22 protein-coding genes and 1 tRNA gene are annotated in these 24,297 nt (G+C 63.6%); 13 read left to right on the top strand and 10 right to left on the bottom strand.

Going from position 1 to position 24,297, the window contains the following annotated elements; genetic code table 11:
• Positions 1-123: 123 nt before the first annotated feature.
• From ACE3RX_RS04100 to ACE3RX_RS04110, 3 genes are all read right to left on the bottom strand, one after another.
• On the bottom strand, positions 124-945 hold the full coding sequence (locus ACE3RX_RS04100) for a PhnE/PtxC family ABC transporter permease (protein ID WP_374480595.1): 822 nt from the start codon (positions 943-945) through the stop codon (positions 124-126).
• Positions 946-1,045: 100 nt separating this feature from the next.
• Positions 1,046-1,867, bottom strand: coding sequence for a phosphonate ABC transporter ATP-binding protein (locus ACE3RX_RS04105; protein WP_374480597.1), 822 nt, complete (start codon positions 1,865-1,867; stop codon positions 1,046-1,048).
• 107 nt (positions 1,868-1,974) lie between these two features.
• Positions 1,975-2,856, bottom strand: coding sequence for a putative selenate ABC transporter substrate-binding protein (locus ACE3RX_RS04110; RefSeq protein ID WP_374480599.1), 882 nt, complete (start codon positions 2,854-2,856; stop codon positions 1,975-1,977).
• A 378-nt stretch (positions 2,857-3,234) separates the two neighbouring features.
• Between ACE3RX_RS04110 and fdnG the strand changes: the two genes are divergently transcribed.
• From fdnG to ACE3RX_RS04155, 9 genes are all read left to right on the top strand, one after another.
• Positions 3,235-6,306 (top strand): formate dehydrogenase-N subunit alpha, encoded by a 3,072-nt coding sequence (gene fdnG / locus ACE3RX_RS04115; protein ID WP_374480601.1) that lies wholly within the window; start codon positions 3,235-3,237, stop codon positions 6,304-6,306.
• A gap of 10 nt (positions 6,307-6,316) precedes the next feature.
• The gene (gene fdxH / locus ACE3RX_RS04120; RefSeq protein WP_374480603.1) at positions 6,317-7,213 is read left to right on the top strand and encodes a formate dehydrogenase subunit beta; all 897 of its coding nucleotides are present in this window, start codon (positions 6,317-6,319) and stop codon (positions 7,211-7,213) included.
• On the top strand, positions 7,210-7,836 hold the full coding sequence (locus tag ACE3RX_RS04125) for a formate dehydrogenase subunit gamma (protein ID WP_374480605.1): 627 nt from the start codon (positions 7,210-7,212) through the stop codon (positions 7,834-7,836). Before fdxH ends, ACE3RX_RS04125 begins: the two co-directional genes overlap by 4 nt.
• Positions 7,837-7,991: 155 nt before the next feature.
• Complete coding sequence (fdhE, locus tag ACE3RX_RS04130) at positions 7,992-8,918, top strand: formate dehydrogenase accessory protein FdhE (protein ID WP_374480607.1); 927 nt, start codon at positions 7,992-7,994, stop codon at positions 8,916-8,918.
• A 13-nt stretch (positions 8,919-8,931) separates the two neighbouring features.
• Entirely contained in the window at positions 8,932-10,359 is a 1,428-nt protein-coding gene (gene selA / locus ACE3RX_RS04135; RefSeq protein ID WP_374480609.1) for an L-seryl-tRNA(Sec) selenium transferase, read from the top strand.
• The gene (gene selB / locus ACE3RX_RS04140; RefSeq protein WP_374480611.1) at positions 10,353-12,287 is read left to right on the top strand and encodes a selenocysteine-specific translation elongation factor; all 1,935 of its coding nucleotides are present in this window, start codon (positions 10,353-10,355) and stop codon (positions 12,285-12,287) included. Before selA ends, selB begins: the two co-directional genes overlap by 7 nt.
• A gap of 143 nt (positions 12,288-12,430) precedes the next feature.
• A tRNA-Sec gene (locus ACE3RX_RS04145) sits at positions 12,431-12,527 on the top strand.
• Positions 12,528-12,551: 24 nt separating this feature from the next.
• Positions 12,552-13,028, top strand: a complete 477-nt coding sequence (locus ACE3RX_RS04150; RefSeq protein WP_374480613.1) for a glycine cleavage system protein H — start codon at positions 12,552-12,554, stop codon at positions 13,026-13,028.
• Positions 13,018-13,416 carry a DsrE family protein gene (locus ACE3RX_RS04155; protein ID WP_374480615.1) on the top strand — a complete coding sequence of 133 codons (399 nt, stop codon included), beginning with the start codon at positions 13,018-13,020 and terminating at the stop codon, positions 13,414-13,416. Before ACE3RX_RS04150 ends, ACE3RX_RS04155 begins: the two co-directional genes overlap by 11 nt.
• Here the strand turns inward: ACE3RX_RS04155 and ACE3RX_RS04160 are convergent.
• From ACE3RX_RS04160 to ACE3RX_RS04170, 3 genes are all read right to left on the bottom strand, one after another.
• Complete coding sequence (locus ACE3RX_RS04160) at positions 13,406-14,317, bottom strand: DMT family transporter (protein ID WP_374480617.1); 912 nt, start codon at positions 14,315-14,317, stop codon at positions 13,406-13,408. The genes ACE3RX_RS04155 and ACE3RX_RS04160 overlap by 11 nt on opposite strands.
• A gap of 101 nt (positions 14,318-14,418) precedes the next feature.
• Complete coding sequence (locus ACE3RX_RS04165; RefSeq protein WP_374480619.1) at positions 14,419-15,735, bottom strand: NYN domain-containing protein; 1,317 nt, start codon at positions 15,733-15,735, stop codon at positions 14,419-14,421.
• Positions 15,736-15,864: 129 nt separating this feature from the next.
• Positions 15,865-17,670 carry a GspE/PulE family protein gene (locus ACE3RX_RS04170; RefSeq protein ID WP_374480621.1) on the bottom strand — a complete coding sequence of 602 codons (1,806 nt, stop codon included), beginning with the start codon at positions 17,668-17,670 and terminating at the stop codon, positions 15,865-15,867.
• Between the two features lie 499 nt (positions 17,671-18,169).
• Here ACE3RX_RS04170 and ACE3RX_RS04175 point away from each other — a divergent pair, with 499 nt between their 5' ends.
• The 3 genes from ACE3RX_RS04175 to ACE3RX_RS04185 all read left to right on the top strand — a co-directional run bounded on the left by ACE3RX_RS04175 (position 18,170) and on the right by ACE3RX_RS04185 (position 19,614).
• Positions 18,170-18,442 carry a ComEA family DNA-binding protein gene (locus ACE3RX_RS04175; RefSeq protein ID WP_374480623.1) on the top strand — a complete coding sequence of 91 codons (273 nt, stop codon included), beginning with the start codon at positions 18,170-18,172 and terminating at the stop codon, positions 18,440-18,442.
• Positions 18,443-18,528: 86 nt separating this feature from the next.
• The gene (locus ACE3RX_RS04180) at positions 18,529-18,756 is read left to right on the top strand and encodes a hypothetical protein (RefSeq protein ID WP_374480625.1); all 228 of its coding nucleotides are present in this window, start codon (positions 18,529-18,531) and stop codon (positions 18,754-18,756) included.
• A 21-nt stretch (positions 18,757-18,777) separates the two neighbouring features.
• Complete coding sequence (locus ACE3RX_RS04185) at positions 18,778-19,614, top strand: lysostaphin resistance A-like protein (protein ID WP_374480627.1); 837 nt, start codon at positions 18,778-18,780, stop codon at positions 19,612-19,614.
• Between the two features lie 7 nt (positions 19,615-19,621).
• Here ACE3RX_RS04185 and ACE3RX_RS04190 read toward each other — a convergent pair whose 3' ends face one another.
• The 4 genes from ACE3RX_RS04190 to ACE3RX_RS04205 form a co-directional block, all read right to left on the bottom strand.
• Positions 19,622-20,755 carry an alanine--glyoxylate aminotransferase family protein gene (locus ACE3RX_RS04190; protein ID WP_374480629.1) on the bottom strand — a complete coding sequence of 378 codons (1,134 nt, stop codon included), beginning with the start codon at positions 20,753-20,755 and terminating at the stop codon, positions 19,622-19,624.
• Positions 20,756-20,797: 42 nt separating this feature from the next.
• The gene (locus ACE3RX_RS04195) at positions 20,798-21,271 is read right to left on the bottom strand and encodes an SRPBCC family protein (protein WP_374480631.1); all 474 of its coding nucleotides are present in this window, start codon (positions 21,269-21,271) and stop codon (positions 20,798-20,800) included.
• Positions 21,272-21,299: 28 nt separating this feature from the next.
• On the bottom strand, positions 21,300-22,205 hold the full coding sequence (locus tag ACE3RX_RS04200) for a DMT family transporter (RefSeq protein WP_374480633.1): 906 nt from the start codon (positions 22,203-22,205) through the stop codon (positions 21,300-21,302).
• 338 nt (positions 22,206-22,543) lie between these two features.
• Complete coding sequence (locus ACE3RX_RS04205; RefSeq protein WP_374480635.1) at positions 22,544-22,813, bottom strand: hypothetical protein; 270 nt, start codon at positions 22,811-22,813, stop codon at positions 22,544-22,546.
• 318 nt (positions 22,814-23,131) lie between these two features.
• Between ACE3RX_RS04205 and earP the strand changes: the two genes are divergently transcribed.
• Positions 23,132-24,265: an elongation factor P maturation arginine rhamnosyltransferase EarP gene (gene earP / locus ACE3RX_RS04210; protein WP_374480637.1), complete on the top strand. Its 1,134-nt coding sequence runs from the start codon at positions 23,132-23,134 to the stop codon at positions 24,263-24,265.
• The last annotated feature ends 32 nt before the right edge of the window (positions 24,266-24,297 follow it).

Here is a 24,297-nt window from a genome sequence, read left to right on the forward strand (position 1 = left end):
CCCCCCCCCACCCCCACCCCCCGGGGGGTTCTAAAAAACCCCCACCTGTATTTCGTTACCCCGGGGGTGGTTCTTATTAACCCCCCCCCACGGCAACTTCCATCCAGCGGGTCTGCTCGCCGCTCATGCCAGCCTCCGCCGCAGCAGTTCGGACAGCCCATCAGCGGCCATCACCAGCACCAGAAAGGTCACCAGGATGCTGGCCGCCTCGCCGCCGTTGAGCATCTTCATCGATTGGTCCATCAGCTGGCCGAGCCCGCCCGCACCGACGAAGCCCATCACTACCGACGCGCGCACCGCGCACTCCCAACGATAGACGGTGTAAGACACCAACTCACTCGCCGCATTCGGCAGCAGGCCATAACACAGGGCCGCCAGGCGGCCGCTGCCGGCTTCCAGCAGCGCGCGGGCCGGGCGGGCATCGGCCGATTCAAGGATCTCGCCATACACCTTGCCGAGCATACCCCCGTAGGTAATGCCCAGCGCCAGCACGCCGGCCGCCGCGCCAAGGCCGAAGACGCGCACGAACAGCAGCGCCCACACCAGCTCCGGCACGCCGCGCAGCACCGCCAGCAGCGCCCGTGCCACGGCCCGCAAGGCCTGGCCGATCCAGCCGCGGCGGCCCGGCCCAAGGCGGGCGATGGACAGGCTGCGGGTCAGCACCAGGCCGAGCGGCACCGCCAGCAGGATGGACAGCGCGATGCCGGCGGTGGCCATCGCCAGCGTCTCGACGGTAGCCTTGCCGAGCAGGGACAAAAAATCCGGCGAGGTTTCGGGCGGCAGGAAGCCAGCCAGAAAATGGCCCATCGCCGTCAGGTTGCCGGCCTCGAACAGGGCGGTCGGGTGGAAATCGGTAAGGCGCAGCAGCGGCCACAACAGTACCAGCGCCACCAGGGTCCAGCCCAGCCGCGGCAGCGCCGCCGGATCGCGTACGGTCGTGCTCATCGCCCGCATCCTCCCCCCCGTGGGGTCGAATTCATTCGACCTCGGACTTCCGTAAACGCACCTTGGTCGAATGAGTTCGACCCCACGAGAACCCTGGCCCTCATGCGCAGCGCAGCGGCGGCAATTCGCCGGCGGATTCGGCCGGCTCAGGTGCCCTCAAGCCACCGACCAGCGGCAGCCCACCCTCGGCGGCATACAGCTCGCGAAGCAAAGCATCGCTGACCTGCGCCGCTGGCAGATCGAACAGGATCGTGCCCTCCTTCACGCCAACCACCCGCGGGAAATGGCGCAGCGCCAGGTCCACCGCATGCAGGCTGGCCACCAACGTGACGCCGCGGCGGGTCGCCTCCTCGTTGAGCAGGGCGATGGTGAGTTCGGACAGGGCCGGATCCATCGCCGACACCGGCTCGTCGGCCAGCAGCAGGTCCGGCTGTTGGTACAGCACGCGGGCCAGCGCGACCCGCTGCAGCTGCCCGCCGGACAGGCGGTCGCAACGGTCGTAGAGGCGCTCGGCGAGATCCAGGCGGGCCAGCGCGGCGCGGGCGCCGTCCGGATCGACCGGCAGCACCAGCGAGGCAAGGGATTTCCACAGCGGCCACTGGCCGAGGCGGCCGGCCAGCACCGCGGTGACCACCCGCTGGCGCGGCGGGATCGGCGGCGACTGGTGCACCAGGCCAATGCGCGCGCGCAGGCGACGCAGCGCGGCCGGCGCACAGGCCCACGGCTCCCCGTCGAGCAATGTCACCCGCCCCTCGCCGGGACGCAGGGACGCCGCCAGCACCCTGAGCAGCGTGGTCTTGCCGGCGCCGGACGCGCCGATCAGCGCCACCCGTTCGCCCGGCGCAATGCGCAGATCGATGTCGCGCAGTGCTCGGAAACCGTTGGCGTGGGTCAGCCCGACGCCTTCGAGGGAAAAACCCATGGTGATCCTTATTGCCACCGGCCAGGCGGAAAGGCAGAACCCTGTAGGGACGAATTCATTCGCCCCCACAGACTCAGCCCTGCAAACAGCCCAACCGGCTTGCGGCCTTACTTCAGCAGACCGGCCGCGTGAGCGGCCGCTTCGATGCCCTTGTAGTTCTCCGCCTTGGTGGGGATGAACTTGCTGGCGCGCTGCAGGGCCATGATTTCCTTGTGGGCCGGGTTGGCCGGATCGAGCTTCAGGAAGGCCTGGGCCAGCTTGGCCTGGATTTTCGGATCCAGGTCGCCACGCACCGTCCAGTTGTAGTCGAAGTAGGTCGGCGTGGTGGCGAAGACGCGCACCTTGGCGGTATCCACCTTCTTCTGCTCGACCAGCTTGTCCCACACCGAGGCGTTCAACACGCCGGCGTCCACCTTGCCGGCCTGCACGAAGGCCACGGTGGCGTCATGGGCGCCGGAGAAGGCCACGTTCTTGAAATCCTTGTCCGGGTTGAGACCTTCCTGGCTCAGGAAGTAGCGCGGCATCAGGTGGCCGGAGGTGGACGACGGCGCGCCGAAGGCGAAGGTCTTGCCCTTCAGGTCGGCGAAGCCCTTGATGTTGTCGTTGGCGGTGATGAATTTCGACGTGAACTTCGAATCCTCGACTCGCTGCACCAGTGGCACGGCGGTGCCATTGGTACGGATCTTGGCCTGCACGAAGGTGAAGCCACCCAGCCAGGCCAGGTCGATCTTGCGCGTGGCCAGGCCTTCGACGACGGCGGCGTAGTCGGTCACCGGCACGAAGCTGACCTTCATCCCGATCTCGTGCTCCAGATAGGCGCCGAGGGGTGCGAACTTGCGCTGCAGCTCGGTGGGCGCCTCGTCGGGAATCGCCGACACGCGCAACACCTCTTCGGCGTGGGACAGGGCCGGCAGACCGGCGACGGCGGACAGGGCGGAAACAGCACAGGCGCGCAGCAGCGCGCGCCGGGAAAACGGCACGGAAGGCATGAATGGCTCCTCAATACGGCGTCCAGCGGACACCAGCCGCCGGGACGGGGGGAGGACGGCCCCGGCTTGATGGGCGGAATGGCTGCACGCGATTCCGCGGAAAAACCCAAAGCGGTACACAGACCGCGGGGCGGACTATAACGACGGAGAAGAGATCAGTGAAGGGGCGGAAACCCACAACAGGCGTGGATTCCCGGACGTCATGGGGGCTTGTTGCGGCGCAGATGGACATTTTGTCCACCGGGTGGACAGAATGTCCCGAGAAAGCGCGAAGAAGACTTTCAAGTCCTTGATTCCTATCGGGCCCAACCCTGGCGCAGGGATTGCAGTGTGTACAGACGCTCTGTTTTCACAACAACCGGAGGAGGAAGAGTCATTATGCAACTCTCACGGCGCCAGTTCTTCAAGGTGGCGGCGGGGGGCTTGACCGGCTCGAGTCTGGTCGCAATGGGCTTCTCGCCCACCGCGGCCCTCGCCGAAGTCCGCACTTTCAAGCTCGCGCGCACCACCGAAACGCGCAACACCTGTCCGTATTGCTCGGTCGGGTGCGGCATCATCATGTACAGCCTGGGCGACCGGGCCAAGAACGCCCACGCGGAGATCATCCACATCGAGGGTGACCCGGACCATCCGGTCAACCGCGGCACCCTGTGCCCGAAGGGCGCCGGCCTGCTCGACTTCGTACACAGCAAGAACCGCCTCAAGTACCCGGAAGTGCGCGAACCGGGCAGCAAGGAATGGAAACGCATCAGCTGGGACGAGGCCTACGGGCGCATCGCCAAGCTGATCAAGGAAGACCGCGACGCCAACTTCATCGCCAAGAACGCCGACGGCGTGACGGTGAACCGCTGGCTTACCACCGGCTTCCTCGCCGCCTCCGCCTCCAGCAACGAATCCGGCTACATCACCCACAAGGTGGTGCGCAGCCTGGGGATGCTCGCATTCGATAACCAAGCGCGTGTCTGACACGGCCCGACGGTGGCAAGTCTTGCCCCGACGTATGGCCGCGGAGCCATGACCAATCACTGGACCGACATCAAGAATGCGGACGTGATTCTGATCATGGGCGGAAACGCCGCCGAGGCCCACCCCTGCGGCTTCAAATGGGTGACCGAAGCGAAGGCCAAGAACAAGGCCCGCCTGGTCGTCGTGGACCCGCGCTTCACGCGGTCCGCTGCGCTGGCCGACCTTTACGCGCCGATCCGTACCGGCACCGACATCGCCTTCCTCGGCGGGGTGATCAACTACCTGATCACCAACGACAAGGTGCACATGGACTACATCAAGTCCTACACCGACATGAGTTTCCTCGTGAAGGAGGAATTCGCCTTCGCGGAAGGCTTCTTCTCCGGCTACGACGCCGAAAAGCGCAAGTACGACAAGGCCAGCTGGGAATACCAGATGGGCGCGGACGGCTACGTCAAAACCGACCCGAGCCTGCAGGACCCGCACTGCGTGTGGAACCTGATGAAGGCCCATTTCAGCCGCTACACGCCCGACGTGGTGGAGAACATCTGCGGCACGCCGAAGGCCAAGTTCCTGCAGGTGGCTGAGCTGCTCGCCTCCAGCCACACGCCGGACCGGGTGATGACCATCCTCTACGCCCTCGGCTGGACCCAGCACAGCGTCGGCTCGCAGATCATCCGCACCGCGGCGATGATGCAACTGCTGCTCGGCAACATCGGCCGCTCCGGCGGCGGCGTGAATGCGCTACGCGGCCACTCCAACATCCAGGGCCTTACCGACCTGGGCCTGCTGTCCAACCTGCTGCCCGGCTACATGACCCTGCCCGGCGAGAAGGAAACTGACTACGAGCAGTACATCGCCAAGCGCGCGCCCAAGCCGATGCGCCCGGGGCAGATGTCCTACTGGCAGAACTACGGCAAGTTCCACGTCAGCCTGATGAAGGCCTGGTACGGCGCGGCCGCCACCAAGGAGAACAACTGGGCCTTCGACTACCTGCCCAAGCTGGACAAGACCTACGACGTGCTGCAGGTCTTCGAGCTGATGCACCAGGGCAAGATGAACGGCTACGTCGCGCAGGGCTTCAACCCGCTGAACTCCTTCCCCAACAAGGCGAAGGTCGGCGCGGCGCTGTCCAAGCTCAAGTTCCTGGTCATCATCGATCCGCTCGCCACCGAGACGTCCGAGTTCTGGCAGAACTACGGCGAGTTCAACGACGTGGATCCGGCGGGCATCCAGACTGCCGTGTTCCGCCTGCCCTCCACCTGCTTCGCCGAGGAGGATGGCTCCATCGTCAACTCCGGGCGCTGGCTGCAGTGGCACTGGAAGGGCGCCGAGCCGCCGGGCGAGGCGAAGTCCGATCCGGAGATCATGGCCGGCATCTTCCTGCGCCTGCGCGACATGTACCGCAAGGACGGCGGCGCCTTCCCCGACCCCATCCTGAACCTGACCTGGCCGTACCGGGTCCCGCACGAGCCGGCATCCGACGAGCTCGCCAAGGAGTACAACGGCAAGGCGCTGGCGGACCAGCTCGACCCGAAGGATCCGACCAAGGTGGTGAAGAAGGCCGGCGAGCTGCTCGATGGCTTCGCCCAGCTCAAGGACGACGGCTCCACCGCCTGCGGCTGCTGGATCTTCTCCGGCGCGTGGACGGAGAAGGGCAACATGATGGCCCGCCGCGACAACGCCGACCCGTACCACAACGGCCAGACGCTGGGCTGGGCCTTCGCCTGGCCGGCCAACCGCCGCATCCTCTACAACCGCGCCTCCGCCGATCCCGCCGGCAAGCCCTGGGATGCGAAGCGCAAGCAGGTGTGGTGGGATGCCGCGCAAGGCCGCTGGGCGGGTTCGGACGTGCCCGACTACAAGGTTGACTCCGCCCCCGAGGACGGCATGGGGCCCTTCATCATGAATCCCGAGGGCGTGGCGCGCTTCTTCGCCCGCGGCATGATGACCGAAGGGCCTTTCCCCGAGCATTACGAGCCGTTCGAGACGCCGATCGGGGTCAATCCCATGCATCCGGACAATGCCGGGGCGACGTCGAATCCGGCGGCGCGGGTGTTCAAGGGCGACATGGAAGCCTTCGGCAAGGCGAGCGAGTTTCCCTACGCGGCGACGACCTACCGCCTCACCGAGCACTTCCACTACTGGACCAAGCACGTCGAGTCCAACGCCATCATCCAGCCGGAGCAATTCGTCGAGATCGGCGAGGCACTGGCTGCGGAGAAGGGCATCAAGGCCGGCGACAAGGTCAAGGTCAGCTCCAACCGCGGCTACATCAAGGCGGTGGCGGTGGTGACCAAGCGCATCCAGCCCCTCAAGGTCGACGGGAAGACTGTCCACCACGTCGGGATTCCGCTCCACTGGGGTTTCAAGGGGGTGGCCAAGAACGGCTTCATCACCAACACCCTGACGCCTTTCGTGGGAGACGGGAACACCCAGACGCCGGAGTTCAAGTCCTTCCTGGTCAACGTCGAGAAAGCCTGAGGAGACCGCCATGGCATTGCAATCGCTCGATATCGCCAAGCGCTCGGCCACGACCACCGAGCCGCCGCAGGCGCGCAAGACCCCGCAGGTCGCCAAGCTCATCGACGTCTCCCAGTGCATCGGCTGCAAGGCCTGCCAGGTGGCGTGCATGCAGTGGAACGACCTGCGCGACGAAGTCGGCAGCTGCGGCGGCACCTACGACAACCCGACGGACATGACCGACCAATCCTGGACGGTCATGCGCTACGCCGAGGTCGAATCGGAAGAACGCGGCCTCGAGTGGCTGATCCGCAAGGACGGCTGCATGCACTGCGAGGATCCGGGCTGCCTGAAGGCCTGCCCGTCGCCGGGCGCCATCATCAAGTACGCCAACGGGATCGTGGATTTCCACCAGGAAAACTGCATCGGCTGCGGCTACTGCGTGACCGGCTGCCCGTTCAACGTGCCGCGCATCTCCAAGAAGGACAGCAAGGCCTACAAATGCACGCTGTGCTCCGACCGCGTCGCGGTCGGGCTCGAGCCGGCCTGCGTGAAGGTCTGTCCGACCGGCAGCATCAGCTTCGGCTCCAAGGAGGACATGAAGGAGCTGGCCGAGGAGCGCGTCGCCGAGCTGCAGGAACGGGGCTTCAAGAACGCCGGCCTGTACGACCCGGCCGGCGTGGGTGGCACGCACGTCATGTACGTGCTCAACCACGCCGACAAGCCCAGCCTGTACAGCGGCTTGCCGAACGACCCGACGATCGCACCCACCGTCTCCCTGTGGAAGGGCTTCACCAAGCCCCTGGCCATGGCCGGCATTGCCGCTGCGGCACTGGGCGGCCTGTTCCACTACGTGATGAAGGGTCCGAACGAAGTGTCGAAGGAAGTCGAAGCTGAAGTCGAGAAGGAACTGGAGGCCGAAAAATGATCCGCGATCCGTCCGACCTGCAACGCTACAACGCGTCCGAAAGGGCCAACCACTGGGTCGTGGGCATCTGCTTCATCCTGCTCGCGCTGTCCGGCCTGGCCCTCTTCCATCCGGCCCTGTTCCCGCTCACCGGCCTGTTCGGCGGCGGCGTGTGGACGCGCATCCTGCACCCCTTCGTGGGCGTCGTGATGATGCTGTTCTTCGTGGTGATGTTCTTCCGCTTCAAGCATCTCAACCAGATGACCCAGACCGACTGGGAATGGGTCAAACGGGCCAAGGAGATGGTGGACGGCGACGATCACAACATGCCGGAAATGGGCAAGTACAACGGGGGCCAGAAGCTGCTGTTCTGGTTCCTCGGTGCCGCCATGCTGGTGCTCTTCGCATCGGGCATCGTCATCTGGCGGGCGTACTTCTCGGCCTACTTCCCGATCGGCGTGATCCGCATCGGCGCGTTGCTGCACGCCGCCTTCGCGGCGCTGATGATCATCGCGATCATCGTGCACGTGTATGCGGCAATCTGGGTGCGCGGCACCATCCGGGCCATGCTGTACGGCACCGTGACCCGCGCCTGGGCCAAGCAGCACCACCGTGCCTGGTACCGCCAGGTGACTGGCAAATAGGAAAGGGGGCGGATCCGTTCGCCGGCGAGCCGCTGGTTGCGACGGCGGGCGAATGAATTCGCCCCCACATGTATCCCGGATCAATCCACACACGGATATTTCCCTGTTCGACGGGGCCTGATCCCAAGCCCGGCCCCGTACTTTTTTGGACCGCCATGCAGAAACTGCTTTCCCCCGAGGAAATCGCCACACAGGCCGGTAGCGAGGGCAGCACCAACCGCCTGCCCGCCCCGCACCTGTTCGCCGAGCGTGCCGCCCGCCTGCGCACGCTGGCCGACGGCCACGCGATGGGTGATTTCTTGCGCTTCGCCGCCCGCCTCGCCGACGCCCAGCAGAGCCGGCTCGACAAGCTCACCGCCCCCCGCCCAGATTCCGCCCACCTGGAACGCTGCCGCCAGCACGGCATGCCACCCCTCGATGCCCAGGGCGCCGAACTGCCCGCCGACTGGCAGGACAGCTTGAAGGCCCTCGCTGCCGACGTCGCCGCGCACGCGCCGGCCGGCCTGCAGAATGCCATCGCCGGACTGGCGGACATCCCCGCCGAGCGCCTCGACGCCCTCGCCCGCGCCATCCTGCGCTGCGAAGAAACCCTCTCCAACCCGCTCGAACTGGCCCTCGCACCGTTGATCGGCGCCGCACTGCAAGTGCAGTGGACCGCCCGTGCGCAAGCCCTGCAGGTCGGCGACATCCCGTCCGGCTTCGAGGACAGCCTGTGCCCCGCCTGCGGCTCCCACCCGGTGGCCTCCATCGTGCGTATCGGCGACGCCGGCCACGGCGTGCGCTACGCCGCCTGCAGCCTGTGCGCCTGCGAATGGCACGTGACGCGCATCAAATGCGTGCCCTGCCACAACACCCGCGACATCGCCTATCAGGGCCTCGAAAACGAGCAGGGCAATCCGCATCCCGCCGTGAAGGCGGAGACCTGCCCCGAGTGTCATTCCAGCCTGAAGATCGTGTCGATGGAGAAGGATCCCTTCGCGGACGCCTTCGCCGACGATCTGGCCACCCTCGCCCTCGACATGCTGGTAGACGAGACCGGTTTCCACCGGGCCGGCCGCAACCTGTTCCTGTTCACCCCCTAGGAGACTCCCCACGATGGCGTCCATGGTCCATGGCACCACGTCCGACGACAGCACCGCCTACCGCGCCCTGCCCAGTCTAGACCGGCTGCTCACCGCCGCCCCCGGCCTCGTCGCCGCGCACGGGCGCACCGAAACCACCCAGGCCCTGCGTGACACGCTGGCCGACGCCCGGCGCCGCATCGGCGCCGGCGAGGCCGCCCCGGATAGCGCCAGCCTGCTGGAAAACGCGAGCGCGCGCCTGGCGGCGCGCGCTTGTCCACGACTGAAACAGGTGTTCAACCTGACAGGCACCGTCCTGCACACCAACTTGGGGCGGGCCGTACTCCCCGACGAAGCCATATCCGCAATGGTGGACGCCGCGCGCTCCCCCTGCGCTCTTGAATACGACGTGGACAGTGGCGGTCGCGGCGACCGCGACGACGTCGTCAATGAACTGCTGCAGGAACTCACCGGCGCCGAAGCCGCGACCGTGGTGAACAACAACGCCGCCGCGGTCTTCCTCCTCCTCAACACCCTCGCCCAGCGCAAGGAGGTCATCGTCTCCCGCGGCGAGCTGGTGGAGATCGGCGGCGCCTTCCGCGTACCGGACATCATGAAGCGGGCCGGCGCCAGACTGGTCGAAGTGGGCTGCACCAACCGCACCCACCCGCGGGATTTCGAGGAAGCCATCGGCCCGCGCACCGGCCTGCTGATGAAGATCCACACCAGCAACTACGCGGTCGAAGGCTTCACCGCCAGCGTGGCCCAGCCCGACATGGCGCGCATCGCCCACGCCCACGGCCTGCCTTTCGTCGAGGACCTGGGCAGTGGCACGCTGACAGACCTGGAACGCTGGAACCTACCCCACGAACCGACGCCGCGGGAAGCCATGGCCAACGGCGCCGACCTGGTGACGTTCTCCGGCGACAAGCTCCTCGGCGGCCCCCAGGCCGGCATCCTGGTCGGCCGCAAGGACCTGATCGGCAAGATCAAAAAGAACCCCCTCAAGCGCGCGCTGCGCGTCGGCAAGATCACCCTCGCCGGCCTGGAAGCCGTGCTGCGCCTGTACCGCGACCCGGACACGCTGGCCGAAAAGCTGACCACCCTGCGCCTGCTGACCCGCCCCCGCGACGCCATGCTGGCCCAGGCCGAGCGCCTGAAGCCCGCCATCGCCCAGGCCCTGGCCGGCTGGCCGCTGACGGTGAGCATCGAACCCATGCTGTCGCAGATCGGCTCCGGCAGCCTGCCGGTGGACCGCCTGCCGTCGGCCGGCCTGGTGTTCCGCCCGCAAGGCCGCAAGAGCGGCGTGCTCAACCGCCTCGAAACCGCGCTGCGCGGCCTGCCGCTGCCGGTCATCGGGCGCATCGCCGACAACGCGCTGCACCTGGACCTGCGCTGCCTGCCGGAACGGGACGAGGCCGTCTTCCTCGCCCAGTTCTGCCAAGGGTTCAAACCATGCTGATCGGCACCGCCGGCCACATCGACCACGGCAAGACGACGCTGGTCCGCGCCCTTACCGGCGTGGACACCGACCGCCTGCCGGAGGAAAAGCGCCGCGGCATCACCATCGAGCTGGGCTATGCCTACCTGCCCGTCGCCACAGACGCCGACGGACCGGAACAGGTGATCGGCTTTGTGGATGTACCCGGCCATGAGAAATTCGTGCCGACCATGCTGGCCGGCGCCAGCGGCGTGGATTTCGCCCTGCTGGTGGTCGCCTCTGACGACGGCTCGATGCCGCAGACCCGCGAGCACCTGCAGATCCTCCAGCTGCTCGGTTTGACGCAAGGGGCGGTAGCGCTCACCAAGGCCGACCGGGCCAGCCCGGAACGCATCGCCGAGGTCAGCGCCGAAATCCGCGCCCTGCTCGCCCCAACGGCCCTCGCCGACGCGCCGGTCTTTCCGGTATCGGCGGTCAACGGCGACGGCATCGCCGAACTGCGCCAGCACCTGTTGGACGTCGCGCAGCGCCTGCCGCAACGCGCCGCCGACGGAGAATTCCGGCTGGCCGTGGACCGGGTGTTCACGCTGGCCGGTGCCGGCACCATCGTGGCCGGCACGGTGCACGCCGGCCAGGTAAAGATCGGCGACACCGTGCACCTCGCCCTGTCCGGCAAGAGCGCCCGCGTGCGCAGCCTGCATGTGCAGAACCGCAAGGCCGACAGCGGCCATGCCGGACAGCGCTGCGCGCTGAACCTGGCCGGGCTGGCGGTGGACGAGATCAAGCGCGGCGACTGGCTGGTCGGCCGCGCCGATACCCTGCCCGCCCAACGCCTCGACCTGGATCTCCAGCTGTCTACCGACGCCCCGCGCCCACTGGCCCACGGCGCAGTCGTACAGATCCACCACGGCACCCGCCACGTGCTGGGGCGGGTCGCGCTACTCGACGCCGCCCTCGAAAAGAGCGGCCTGCCACCCGGCGAACACTGCCTCGCCCAAGTCGTCACGGACACGCCGCTACACGCCTGCCGGGACGACTTGCTGGTACTGCGCGATGGCCATGGCCAGCACACCCTCGGTGGCGGACGCATCCTCGATCCCTTCGGCCCGCCGCGCCAGCGTCGCGCCCCTGCGCGGCTGGCGGCACTGGCGGCGCAGGCCATCACCGATCCGACCCAACGCCTGTGCGCGGTGCTCGACCATGCCCCGCTAGGCGTCGACCTGCACCAGCTCAGCACCGCCGAAAACCGCCGCCCCGAGCAGTTGCTGGCCCTGTTGCCCAACGCCAGCGCCCATTACACCGACAAGGCCGACTGGCTGATCGGCAGCGCATCGCTGAACATCCTGGCAGCACGTACCACATCCCGCCTGGCCGACTACCACGCGCAAAGCAGCGACGAACTGGGCATCGAGCGCGACCGCCTGCGGCGGATGCTCGCCCCCCAGGTGCCCGCTGCAGCCTTCGCTGACTGGCTGGAAAGCTGGCTCGCCGCCGGCCGCCTGGCACGTAGCGGCAGCGCCTGGCACCTGCCCGGCCACCGGGTCGAGCTGGACGCCCGCGACCGCCAGCGGGCTGACAGGCTGCTGCCATGGCTGCTCGACAAACCCTTCGACCCGCCTTGGGTGCGCGACATCGCCGCGCGGCTCGGCGAACCGGAAAACCAGACCCGCGAACTGCTGAAGCGCCTCGCTGCCCGCGGCGAAGCCTGCCAGGTGGTGCGTGATCTGTTCTACGCCCCGGCAGCGATCCGCAACCTGGGCCGCATCGCCAACGAACTGAGCGAAGCGCAAGGCGCCATACGTGCCGCCGACTTCCGCGACCGCAGCGGCGTCGGACGCAAGCGGGCGATCCAGATCCTCGAATATTTCGACCGCGTCGGCTTCACCCGCAAGATCGGTCACGGAAACGAAGAACATCACCGAATACGTGGCGATCTTCCGGTAAATTAACGAAAAAATGCGGTAAAATACAAAAATCAGGCCACATATCCTGTGGGGGCGAATTCATTCCCCCTCGGACTTCGATCACCGCACACGGGCGAATGAATTCGCCCCCACGGGAATCAAGCATCACGCAGACAAGTACTGACGATGGAAGGGACACGTCCCCCGGTGGGGCGACTGGTCTTCAAAACCAGGAGGGGCCGTCAACCGGTTCCTGGTGGGTTCGACTCCCATTCCCTTCCGCCACTTTTTTAACGCCGAGCTACCACCATGCCTCAGCTGCGCGGCTGCAATTTTCCTGACGAGCTGCTGTACCACGTGGAAAGCCACCTGTGGTTCCAGCCCACCGGCCCCGGGCGTTTCCGGGTCGGCGTGACGCAATTCGGCATCGCGCTGTCCGGCGAGATCCTGCTGTTCACACCCAAGCCGCTGGGCGCCGAACTCGACGCGGGGCGCGGCTTCGGCCTGCTGGAAGCCGGCAAGACGGTGTTCCCGGTCAAGACGCCCTTCGACGCCCGCCTGCTGGACGCCAACCCGGCCCTCGACCCCTCCGCTCGGTTGATGAACCGACAGCCCTGCGAGGCCTGGCTGGTGGAATTGCAAGCCCTCGCCCCACTGCCACCCGGCCTGCTGCTGACGTGGGATGACGCCCGACCGGAGATCGAGAAGATCATGGACCGCTACGCCTTCCGCGACCTGTCGGATTTTTCCGCCCCGCTGTTCCACGAGGACGACCGTGACTTCTGAGACCGTCCGCCCGGCGGAAAAAATGGCGATCTTGGTGTGGGCAGCCGATCCGGGGCGGCCGGAGCTGTGTGCAACACCTTTCTATTTCGCCGCCGCTGCTGCCGCGATGGACGTGGAGGTGGAGATGTATTTCACCGCCCGTTCGGTGGAGTTGCTGCAGGTCGGCGTCGCCGAAAAGCTGGAAGCCGCAGCCGGCAGCGGCAAGTCCGTCGCCGATTTCCGCCGCGAAGCGCTCACTTTCGGCGTGAAGATCTATGCCTGCCCGACCGCCCTCGCCAGCCACGGCGTCGACGCCAGCACGCTGATCCCCGCCGTCACGGGCCAGGCGGGCGCCGCCACCTTCATCGGCCGCAGCCTGGACCCGGCCTGGCGGACCCTCAGCTTCTGACTGCGGCCCGGCGGCTGGCCAGCCAGCCGAACAGGGACAGCAACGTCAGTCCGCCGCCGATCAGCAGGATGCCGGCGATCTCGGTTGTCCGGAATTCCTCACCGAGGGTGAGGCGCGACGACAGGATCGCCACCACCGGCGTCCCCAGCACCGACAGGCTGGCCTCCCAGGCCGGCACCCGGTCGAGGATCCAGATCCACAGCCACCAGCACAGGGCCACACTGGCCACCGACAGGAAAGCCAGGATCGCCACGTAGTGCACCGACCAGTCCGTCGCCGGCCCCGGCACCACAGCGGCCAACAGCACCAGCGGCAATGCGCCGACGATCATCTGCCAGGTAGTCAGCACCAGTAGATCCACCAGCTGGCGGCTACGCAGGCGTTTGACGAGGATGGTGCCGATGGCCCAGCACAGCGCCGCGCTGAGGCCCAACAGCTTGCTGAACAAGCTGGCGTGCATGTTCCAGGGCTCGATGATCAGCAACAGACCAGCCAGCGTGCACGCCGCAGCCAGCCATTGCTTGCCGCGCACCCGCTCGCCGAGGATCGGCCAGGCCATCAGCAGGGTCCAGATCGGCATCGTGAAGATCAGCACCGCGGTTTTGCCCGGCCCGCCCTCCACCAGCGCCCAGGTCTGGAACACGACGAAACCAGCCACCTGCACCAGCCCGATGGCGCTGGTCGCCAGCGGTGCCACCAGGCGCAGCGAGCGCCCACTCAAACGTACCGCTAGCATCAGGGCCAGTGCACCGCCGACGGTGCGTTGTGCCGCCAGCGCGAAAGGCGACGCAAAAACTAGCCCCTGCTTGAGCAGGACCCAGGTATAGCCCCAGATGGACGACAGGACGATGAGCGCCAGCGCGGGCAGCCAGCGCGACGTGGAAGCAGACGATGCAGACATGCGTGGAGCCGCAACAACGGACGGCGGGAAACTGAAGAATGGCAGACCCACCGGCGGTCGCGAAGTTCACGCCCGCCGGCCATGACGCGGATCTCAGGATCCTATTCGGCGGACTCCGCCTTCTTGCGCGGGCGCCGGGCCCGCGGCGCCGCTTTGCGCCCCTCGTCGGCAAGCGGCGGGACAATTGCAGAATCCACCTCGCTGGTAGCGGGTTTCACAGGCCGAGCGGTCTTGCGTTTAGCCCGCGCGGGGCGAGCAGAAGACTCGGACGGCACAACCGCTTCGACGACCGGAGCCGTAACGGCAACCGTATCCTGACTCGCAGCAGGCGCCGTGGGTTCGACAGCACCGGCTTCAGTCTCGCTCCTGGCCCCTCGACGCCCCTTTCCACGCTTGGCCGACCCCGTCGGGGCCTCATCCGCCGGAATCACCGCCGGCTGCACCTGCTCCGACGACACGGCAGGCGTTGCCTCGGCGGCCGGTTTGCTGCGCCGGCCTTTCGGCACCCTGCGCGGCTTCTCTGCCGTAACCTCCGTGGCGACCGGCGCTTCGACACTCAGCACAACGGCCGTTTCATGGACAGCGGATACCGGCGCGCCCACCCGGCGATAGACATAGGTACCCGATTTCTCATCCCGCCCGATTTCCAGCAATCCGCGGGACTGAGCTTCATCCAGCAGGTTGCCGAAGGCCCTGAAGCCGAAACGGGTCTCGCTGAAATCCGGCTTGCGGCGCTTGATCGCATCCTTCAGCACCGAGGCCCAGATCTTGCCGGTATCGCCCCGCTCTGCCAGCAGCGCATCGAAGGTCTCGACCGCCATGTCAACCGCCCGGCTGCGCCGGGCCTCGAGTTCTTCCCGGCGGCGTTTTTCTTCCTCGGGGCTGCGACGCACCTGGGGCTGGGCCTCCTTCGGTTCGCGCTTGGCCACCGCCTGGCGGGTTTCCCGCACCAAGTCGTCGTAGAAGATGAACTCGTCGCAGTTGGCGATCAGCAGGTCCGATGTGGACTGTTTTACGCCGACGCCGATCACCTGCTTGGCGTTTTCACGCAGCTTGGAAACCAGCGGCGAGAAGTCGGAATCGCCGCTGATGATGACGAAAGTATTGACGTGGCTCTTGGTGTAGCAGAGATCGAGGGCATCCACCACCAGCCGGATATCGGCGGAATTCTTGCCCGACTGGCGCACATGCGGAATCTCGATCAGCTCGAAATTGGCCTCGTGCATGCCGGCCTTGAAGCCCTTGTAGCGTTCCCAGTCGCAATAGGCCTTCTTGACGACGATGCTGCCCTTCAGCAGCAGGCGCTCAAGGACCAGCTTGATGTCGAATTTCTCGTACTTCGCATCGCGCACGCCGAGGGCGACGTTCTCGAAGTCGCAGAACAGAGCCATGCTGACGTTATCGGGAGAAGTGGCCATGGGGAAATTCCTGAAGTGAGCGAACGTGCGCGCAGGGTACGCGCAAATCTGGGCTTTGAGACAGAGATGGAGCTCCGTGGGGGTGAATTCATTCGCCCCCACGGGATTGCTGACGAGGCCGGCGCCCGATCAGCGCCCCTGGTCGGACTCCGCCGGTGGCGCAACCTTGACGACCTCCTCCAGCGTGGTGATGCCGGCAGCCACCTTGAGGGCACCGGACAGACGCAGCGGCCGCATGCCCTCACGGATGGCCAGGTCGCGGACGCGCGCCAGATCCACCTCCTTGCCAACCGCCTTGCGCACCTCCGGCGACATCAGCAGGATCTCATAGAGGCCGATGCGCCCCATGTAGCCGGTCATGCGGCATTCGATGCAGCCCACAGCCCGGTGGATACGGGCCGGACGCTGCGCCTTCCAAGGCGTGACGAGGTGATCCCAGATCGCCTCATCCTCGGGCGTCAGCGGATGGGATTCCTTGCAGTGGGGGCACAGCACGCGTACCAGGCGCTGGGCCATGATGCCGAGCAAGGTCGCGTTGAGCAGGTAGGCCGGCACACCGAGGTCGAGCATCCGGGTAATCGCCGACGGCGCGTCGTTGGTATGCAGCGTGGACAGCACCAAGTGGCCGGTCAGCGCGGCCTGGATGGCCATCTCGGAAGTTTCCAGGTCACGGATCTCGCCGACCATGATGATGTCCGGATCCTGCCGCATCAGCGCCCGGACGCCTTCCGCAAAGCCCAGCTCGATAGCCTGGTGGACCTGCATCTGGTTGAAACTGGGTTCGACCATCTCGATCGGATCCTCGATCGTGCAGACATTCACCTCCGGTGTGGCGAGCTGCTTGAGGGTCGAGTAGAGCGTCGTGGTCTTGCCGGAACCGGTCGGGCCGGTGACCAGAATGATGCCGTGGGGCTGGCTCGAAATGGATTGCCAGCGGGACTGATCTACGTCCGAAAAACCCAGTTCGGCCATGTTGCGCACCAGCACCTCGGGATCGAAGATCCGCATCACCAGCTTTTCGCCGAAGGCGGTAGGCAGTGTGGACAGGCGCAGCTCGACCTCCTTGCCGCTGGTCACCCGCGTTTTCACACGGCCGTCCTGGGGCCGGCGCTTCTCCACCACATCCATGCGGCCGAGGATCTTGATGCGGCTGGTCACCGCCGCAAGCACGCTCATCGGCATCTGGTAAACCTGGTGCAGCACCCCATCGATGCGGAAACGGACCAGCCCCATCTCGCGTCGCGGCTCGATGTGAATATCGCTGGCCCGCTGCTCGAAAGCGTACTGCCATAGCCAGTCCACGATGTTCACGATGTGGCGGTCGTTGGCGTCGTACTGTCGATTGACCTGCCCCAGCTCCACCAGCTGCTCGAAGGACGAACTGTTGCCCTGACCGCTGCTCTGGGCCGCCTTCTTGACGGAGCGGGCCAGGTTGTAGAACTCAACCAGATAACGGGCGACGTCAGCAGGATTGGCGACGACCCGGCGGATTTCTTTCTTCAGGATGCCGGCGACTTCCTTCTCCCATTCCCGCAGGAAAGGCTGCGTCGTCGCCACCACCACCTCGCGCAAGCCCACCTCCAGCGGCAGCACACCGAAACGGGTCGCATAGGCCGAAGACATCACTGCGGTCACCGCCGAAAAATCGATCTTCAGCGGGTCGATACGCACGTAGTCAAGCCCAACCCGGCTGGCCAGCCATTCGCTCAGCACCTCGAGGGTCAGAACTTGGTGAGGAACCTGGCGGGCAGCCCACTTCTGAGCCGCGACGACGACCAGGGGGTGCGACTCGACAGTCTTCTTGGCCTGGGCGAGCCGCAGTGCATCGGCATCCGCCGGATCGACAAGCTGATCACCCACCAGCATGTCTAGCACTTCGGCAAGGCTCAGTTTGTGCTCGGAAATATCGGCTGCAGCCGCGGAGTGTCGGGACATGGGCAAGATAGAGTGCGCAGAAAGATTGGAGAAAACCGCCCCCGCTCTCTGCCTGAAACCGCATACGGTCCAAGCATAAGGGCATATCCCGCCGACAGCCAGAAGTTTGCACGGTTTTACGCCGTCTCCGACGACTTACCAACCACGGTAGCCCCGGTCATAACCCCGATCATATCCCCTCTGATAACCGGGGCCATAACCGCGATAGGGCTCGACCCGCGCTGGTCCGGGCACCACCACCGGCCCGTCGTAGCGGTGGTAATGACCATAGCCCGGTCCCGCCGGCACGACAACGCAGCCACCCAGTAGGGCAGACAAAACAGCTGTTAAAACAAGGGCCTTTTTCATTATCGTTGCTCCAGATAAGGGGAGGATGTCCTCTCTTAACGCACGAGGTGCCCATCAGGTTGGTGGAAAACGATCTCCAAATGTTGCTGCCTCTATTGATGCCATTGGTATTTGCCGACAAAATAACAATGTCATTAACAAGGAGACCCACATGAAGCACATCCTGTCCTTCCTCGGCCTGTCCCTCGCCGGAATCCAGATCGCTCTGGCCGCTGTCAACATCAACACCGCGACGCAGAGTGATCTCGACGGTGTGAAAGGCATCGGCCCCTCCAAAGCCCAGGCGATCATCGACTACCGGACCAAGAACGGTCCGTTCAAGAGCCTCGACGAGCTGAAGAACGTGAAAGGTTTCGGCGACAAGAGCATCGCCAAGCTGAAAGGGGATTTGAGCGTTGGTGGTGGAGATAGCAGCAAAAAGTAGGAATTTGACAGCGGAAGGCATGACGAACACGACAAATGGCGGTAATGTTGGTCACCGCCCTTTATCGGGCTCATTAGGAGCCAGACATGTCTTCCGCTTCCATCCTGCGCCCACTCCTGTTGTCGATGTCATTTCTGCTGAGTGCCTGCGGCGTTTCCGATAGCGGTACAGCTGCCGTCACCGCCGCCCAACTCAAGGCCCGGGAAGCCGAACAGGCCCAGGCAACAAAGGCGCAGATCCAGCAGCAGCTGGATGCCGTCAACCAGCAGGCGGAAGAACGTCGCAAGCAGATCGACGCCGCGACACGTCAGTAAAATACTGACGTAGAAAAGAATTTGCGGGAAATCAGCGTCCTTTTACTGGGTGCCGCCATCCTGGCCACCTGGTGGCCAGCCAGCACGCGCATTGCCCCATGGGCCATATTGTTTGCCCTCGCACTGGGTAGCGCCCTTGCCAGCGGACTCGTCACGGCAGCGGCATTGCCAGGCATGGCACTTCTTTTGGTGGCCTGTATGGCTTCCATGCGCCATTTTCCGAAAGCCGGTCCTTGGGTAGCCGGCACGCTTGCATTGATCCTTGCACTGCATGCCTGGCCAGGATTTCATCCATTAAGCATTGTTGACAATGCAGTACTGGGCGCCGAAACAGCGCCGTTTACTCTTCGGGCCAACTTCGACAAGGCCGCCGCCGGCCTGCTGTTGCTGGTCTTCTTCAGTCAACGCGTCAATTCAATGGCTGAAATTCGTCAAAATGGACGCCTTCTGCTGACATTTTCTGTCTTCAGCGCATTCTCAACGATCGGACTCGCGTGGTTGGCTGGATTCGTTCGCCCTGATCCGAAATGGCCAGCATTTGCCCCGCATTTCCTGGCCATCAATCTGCTATTCACCTGCATCGCGGAAGAGTGCTTCTTTCGCGGACTTATCCAGGAGAAATTGCATCAGCGATATCGCGAACGGGGAAAAATGCTCCCCGTGGCGATATCGACTGCGCTGTTTGGCGCTGCCCACCTGGCAGGCGGAATGCTATATGCGGGACTGGCAGCCGTAGCCGGGCTAGCTTACGCTTGCGCATACGCGCGCTTCAGACGCATAGAAGCAGCAATTTTCGTGCACTTTGTCGTCAACTCAACGCATTTTATTGGTTTCAGCTACCCATACCTGGGCCACTGAAACCTCATCAACGACGGAGCACCACCTCCAGTGCCGATAGGCACAGGGCGATATTGGCGGGCCGGCTTGAATGTCCCATCAGGCCGATACGCCACACCTTGCCGGCTAAAACGCCCAAGCCTGCACCTATTTCCAGCCCAAACTCGGTGAGCAGACGATTGCGGGCCGCCGCTTCATCAACACCCTCCGGAACCCAGACCGTGTTGAGTTGGGGCAGACGTGCGTCTTCCCGCACGACAAAGCGCAATCCCAGCGCCTCCAGCCCGGCCCTCAGGCGCAAATGGTTGTCCCGATGGCGTTGCCAGACCTTCTCCAGCCCTTCTTCCGCCAGGAGCACCAGAGATTCGTGCAGACCGAAGAGCGGATTGACCGGTGCTGTGTGGTGATAAGTCCGTTTCGCGCCGCTCCAGTAGCCCAGAACCAGGTTCAAATCCTGGAACCAGCTCTGACACGCAGTCTTCCGGTTGCGAATCCGTTCCACTGCAGCTGCTGAAAAACTGACAGGAGAGAGGCCCGGAGTACACGACAGGCATTTCTGGCTGCCTGAATAGGCCGCATCAATTCCCCACTCGTCGAGTAGCACCGGTACTCCTGCGAGGGACGTGACACAGTCCATGATCGTCAGGGCATCGAATCGACGGGCAATGGCCGCCAGGGTGGCCGCATCGGACAATGCCCCGGTAGAGGTTTCCGCATGGACAAAGGCCATCACACTGGCGTCGGGATTGGCGCGAAAGGCATCCTCGACTTTGGCAGGGTCGACCGCCTCCCCCCAAGGGTCCTCGACAATCACCGGAACTCCGCCGATCCTGCGCACATTTTCAGCCATTCGTTGGCCAAAAACACCGTTAATGCAGACGATAACCTTGTCGCCCGGGCTGACCAGATTGACAAAGCAACTCTCCATCCCCACGGAACCCGGCGCCGACAAAGGGAAAGTCAGCTCGTTTTCAGTCTGAAAAGCGTAACGCAACAGGCTTTTCAGCTCGTCCATCATGCCGACGAAAGCCGGATCAAGATGGCCGATGGTAGGCCGGGCCAACGCAGAAAGCACCCGTGGCGGCACATCGGACGGACCGGGCCCCATCAAGGTCCGGACTGGTGGCTGGAAGGAACGGATTTCGGGACTTGCGACCTTCATGGTTTCTCCTGAAGACAGTCTGAAATACCGCCGGCCGACCTGTTACTGAGGCCGCCCGTTGGCAGCAATCGTGCGGATGATGCGTACCGTATCCACATCCGATTCCCGGTATGCGGATTTGACGAATTCGGATACCTGCACTACTTCCCCGTCAGCCGCATTCTCAGACAGCGTCGTTTCGTACGTAAAGCGGAGAAAAAGTCTATTCGAATCAGGCGCTTCCAGCCGAATCGTGAGGGAACCACCGGCATGTTGGGCAGTTGCCCGTGATTCAAAGCAGACCCACTCTAAATCACGATAGGTAACCGTGTCACGGATGCTGGCCTGCCCGAAATGAAGAACCCGCTCCACTCGCCCCTCGCTGCGCGACAGGATCTCGCAACGATCCAGCCCTGGCAGGAAGATGCCTGGCTCCTCGACCCGGTACATCAGGCCGCTCCATACCTGCTCACGGCTAAGCGTCTCGATGAGCGGGTTAAGGGGATTGTTGATCTCGATGAGATGTTCGAAATGCAAGAAAAAACTCCTAAGTTCGACGCACAGTTTAGCGTCGATTGAAACCGGTCGTCAGCCAGATGCCGGCGAGAATCATCACGATTCCGAGCAGATGGTACAACTGCGGCACTTCGCCCAGAAAAATGGCTGCCAGAATCGTGCTGAAAACCGGCATCAGATGGATGAACAGGCCGCCTTTGGCCGCCCCCACCTCGGCCACCGCCCGGTTGTAGAAAACATAACCGAGAAAAGCCGGAAAGATCCCGGTGTAGGCAATACCAGCGATCGCCGTCGCTGTGGGATGCAGAACAGCGCCGGACGCCAGTTCGTGCAACGCGAAAGGCAGCAGGATCAACAGTCCGATCGCCGTCAATGCCGCCAGAAGGGCCATTGGATGCACGCCGGGCGGACGCCAGCGCAATCCAAGCGTGTACAAGGCCCAAGACAGCACCGCTGCCAACATCCAGACATCCCCAACATTGAGCCTGAATCCAGCCAGGATTGCCGGATCGCCGTGACTGATGATGGTCAGCACCCCACAAAAGGAAATCCCCACACCGACAAGTTCTGATTTTTTCGCTTGATGACCGAAAAACCAGGAGATCGCAATGATCGCAATCGGGATGAAGGAATTCAGCAATGCTGCGTTTGTGGCGCTGGTATGCGCAAGCGCGATGTAAGCCAGCGTGTTGTATGCGCCAACACCCAGTGCGCCAAGCACCAGCAGCACTAGCCATTGCCGGCAATCCAGCCCTTTCAAGGTCCACCTGTGTGGCCAGGCAAACGGCAAGGTAAGCAAGAAAGCAAGTATCCAACGCCCGACAGCCAGCGAAAACGGCGGTACCAGCTCCCGCAATCCTCGCCCGACAACCATGTTGCCAGACCAAAACAGGACGGTGAGTGTCAGCAAAAGGTAGGGATGGACGGGAAGAACTGAGCGTTTGTGCCCGGACACGAGGACGATTTCTGGATGGAGTTGGCGCCGATTATCGACGAGAACCTGTTGTCTGGATACGCATCCAGTGGATTTGGCATTCGCAGGTTCAGCTGCTGTTTTGTTCTTATGTTTTCTATTTATATATATAACTCTGTTAACAGTGCACCGCCAGTTTCTGTGGATAACCTACTAAAACCTTTTAAATTCATTTGCTTGAAGAAAGTACAAGGCTTTGGAGAGAAGCAGGAAGTAGGCGGGGACAAAATGGGGAGGAAAATTTTGATTCCCGCCGATTCAAGGCTTGTCCACATTTTCTGCGACTGTTTACCGTCTGTTTGTACACAAGCACTTGTCTATCAGAGACTCTCAGTCAGCGGGTATTTGCGGGAAAAGTAGCTGTACGCCCGTTGAAGCTGACACCTCCGAAGGAAATCGAACCGCTGCTCGGCCTTTGACAGCTGGTCCTTGAACATCTGGTGCACCAGGTAGAGCCCTTGTTGTGTCTTAAGCAACTCTCTCGCTAGTCCATGAGCTTGATCATCCGGTAGTCCAGTGGCGTCTCCCACGATCTGCACGGTTTCCCGGTCCACTTCGATGAAATCCAGCAAGTCGGTAATCGAAAGCATGAGGGTTCCTTCGTCGTCTGTTTGGCCGGTTTGAGATGGGCCCAGGTTAGTAGGGTTTGTTGACTGTTTTTTTATATATATAAGTACTGTTTACGTTTACGCTGACCGCATTTCTGTGGATAACAGAAATAAATCTTTTTTTATCAATATGTTGGATCGTTGATAAGGGTGTCGGAAAGAGCTTGTGTAGGGTGTGGGAGGATTGTTGAGGAAATTTTGCCTCGTCGTCGATACCTGGTTTGTGCACAATCTGTTCGCTTATCCGACCCTGGTTTGTCCCCAGCTTTGTCTAAACGTTCGTCTTTTTCCGCTCCTGTCGTGACTGCTCTGGTGGTCTGGGATGTGTTCTGCCCGGTCGTAGATAACTTTGGCGATATCGGCGTGTGCTGGCGCCTGTCCCGGCAACTGGCGGCGGAGTACCGGATTGCCGTGCGTTTGTGGGTGGATGATCTTAAGGTCGCCCGCCGTCTGATTCCCGGACTGGATCCGGAGGCGGGTTGTCAGCGGATCGAAGGCGTGGAAATCCGCCATTGGAGCGTCCCGCTACCGTCGGTCGAACCAGGAGAGGTCGTCATTTCTGCCTTTGCGGGCAATCTTCCGGATGCTTTTCTCCAGGCGATGGCTGGTCGTGATCCCAAGCCGGTGTGGATAAACCTCGAGTACCTCAGTGCTGAGGCCTGGGTTGCTGATTGCCACGGTTTGCCGTCGCCGCATCCGCGATTTCCCTTGACGCAGTTCTTCTTCTTTCCAGGCCTGGGCGTGGATTCCGGCGGGGTTATTCGCGAAGCGGATTATCTGGTGCGTCGAGCGGCTTTTGCGGAGGATGCTTTTTGGGCCGCGCTTGCTCTTCCCCAGCGTCTGTCAAACGAGTTGCGAATTTCTTTGTTTTCCTATGAAAACAAAGGTTTGGGAGAACTCCTAAAGGCCTGGACAGACGGCGATGTGCCCGTCACCTGTTTGGTGCCAGAGGGGCGGATCCTGCCTGGATTGGCTGCTGAATTTGGCGTGAGCGGCTTGCGCGCAGGCGATCAGTTGCTACGCAAACAACTCGTGGTGCGCATCCTGCCTTTCGTCGAACAGCAAAAATATGACGAAATACTATGGGCGTGTGATCTGAATTTCGTGCGCGGGGAGGATTCCTTCGTGCGCGCCCAGTGGGCGGAAGTCCCGTTCGTGTGGCAGATCTATGTGCAGGACGAGGATGTGCATCTCGAAAAACTGCGGGCCTTTCTCGCCTGCTACCAGGAAGGGCTCGATCCGGCGATTGCCGCGGCTGTGTCGGATTTCTGGTTGGCCTGGAACCGCGGTGACGGTATTGCCGCGACTTGGCCGGCGTTTTGCGCCGCTTTGCCGGCCCTTAAAGCCCATGCTGGGGCCTGGGCTGAGCAGTTGCTGGGCGGGGGGGATCTCGCCGCGCGGCTGGTGCAATTCTGTAAACTTAAGTTAGAATAATAAGTTACCGTTTATCCGTGGCACGTGCCGCG

Origin of the sequence: Zoogloea sp., from assembly GCF_041914405.1 — a bacterium.
GTDB lineage: Bacteria > Pseudomonadota > Gammaproteobacteria > Burkholderiales > Rhodocyclaceae > Zoogloea.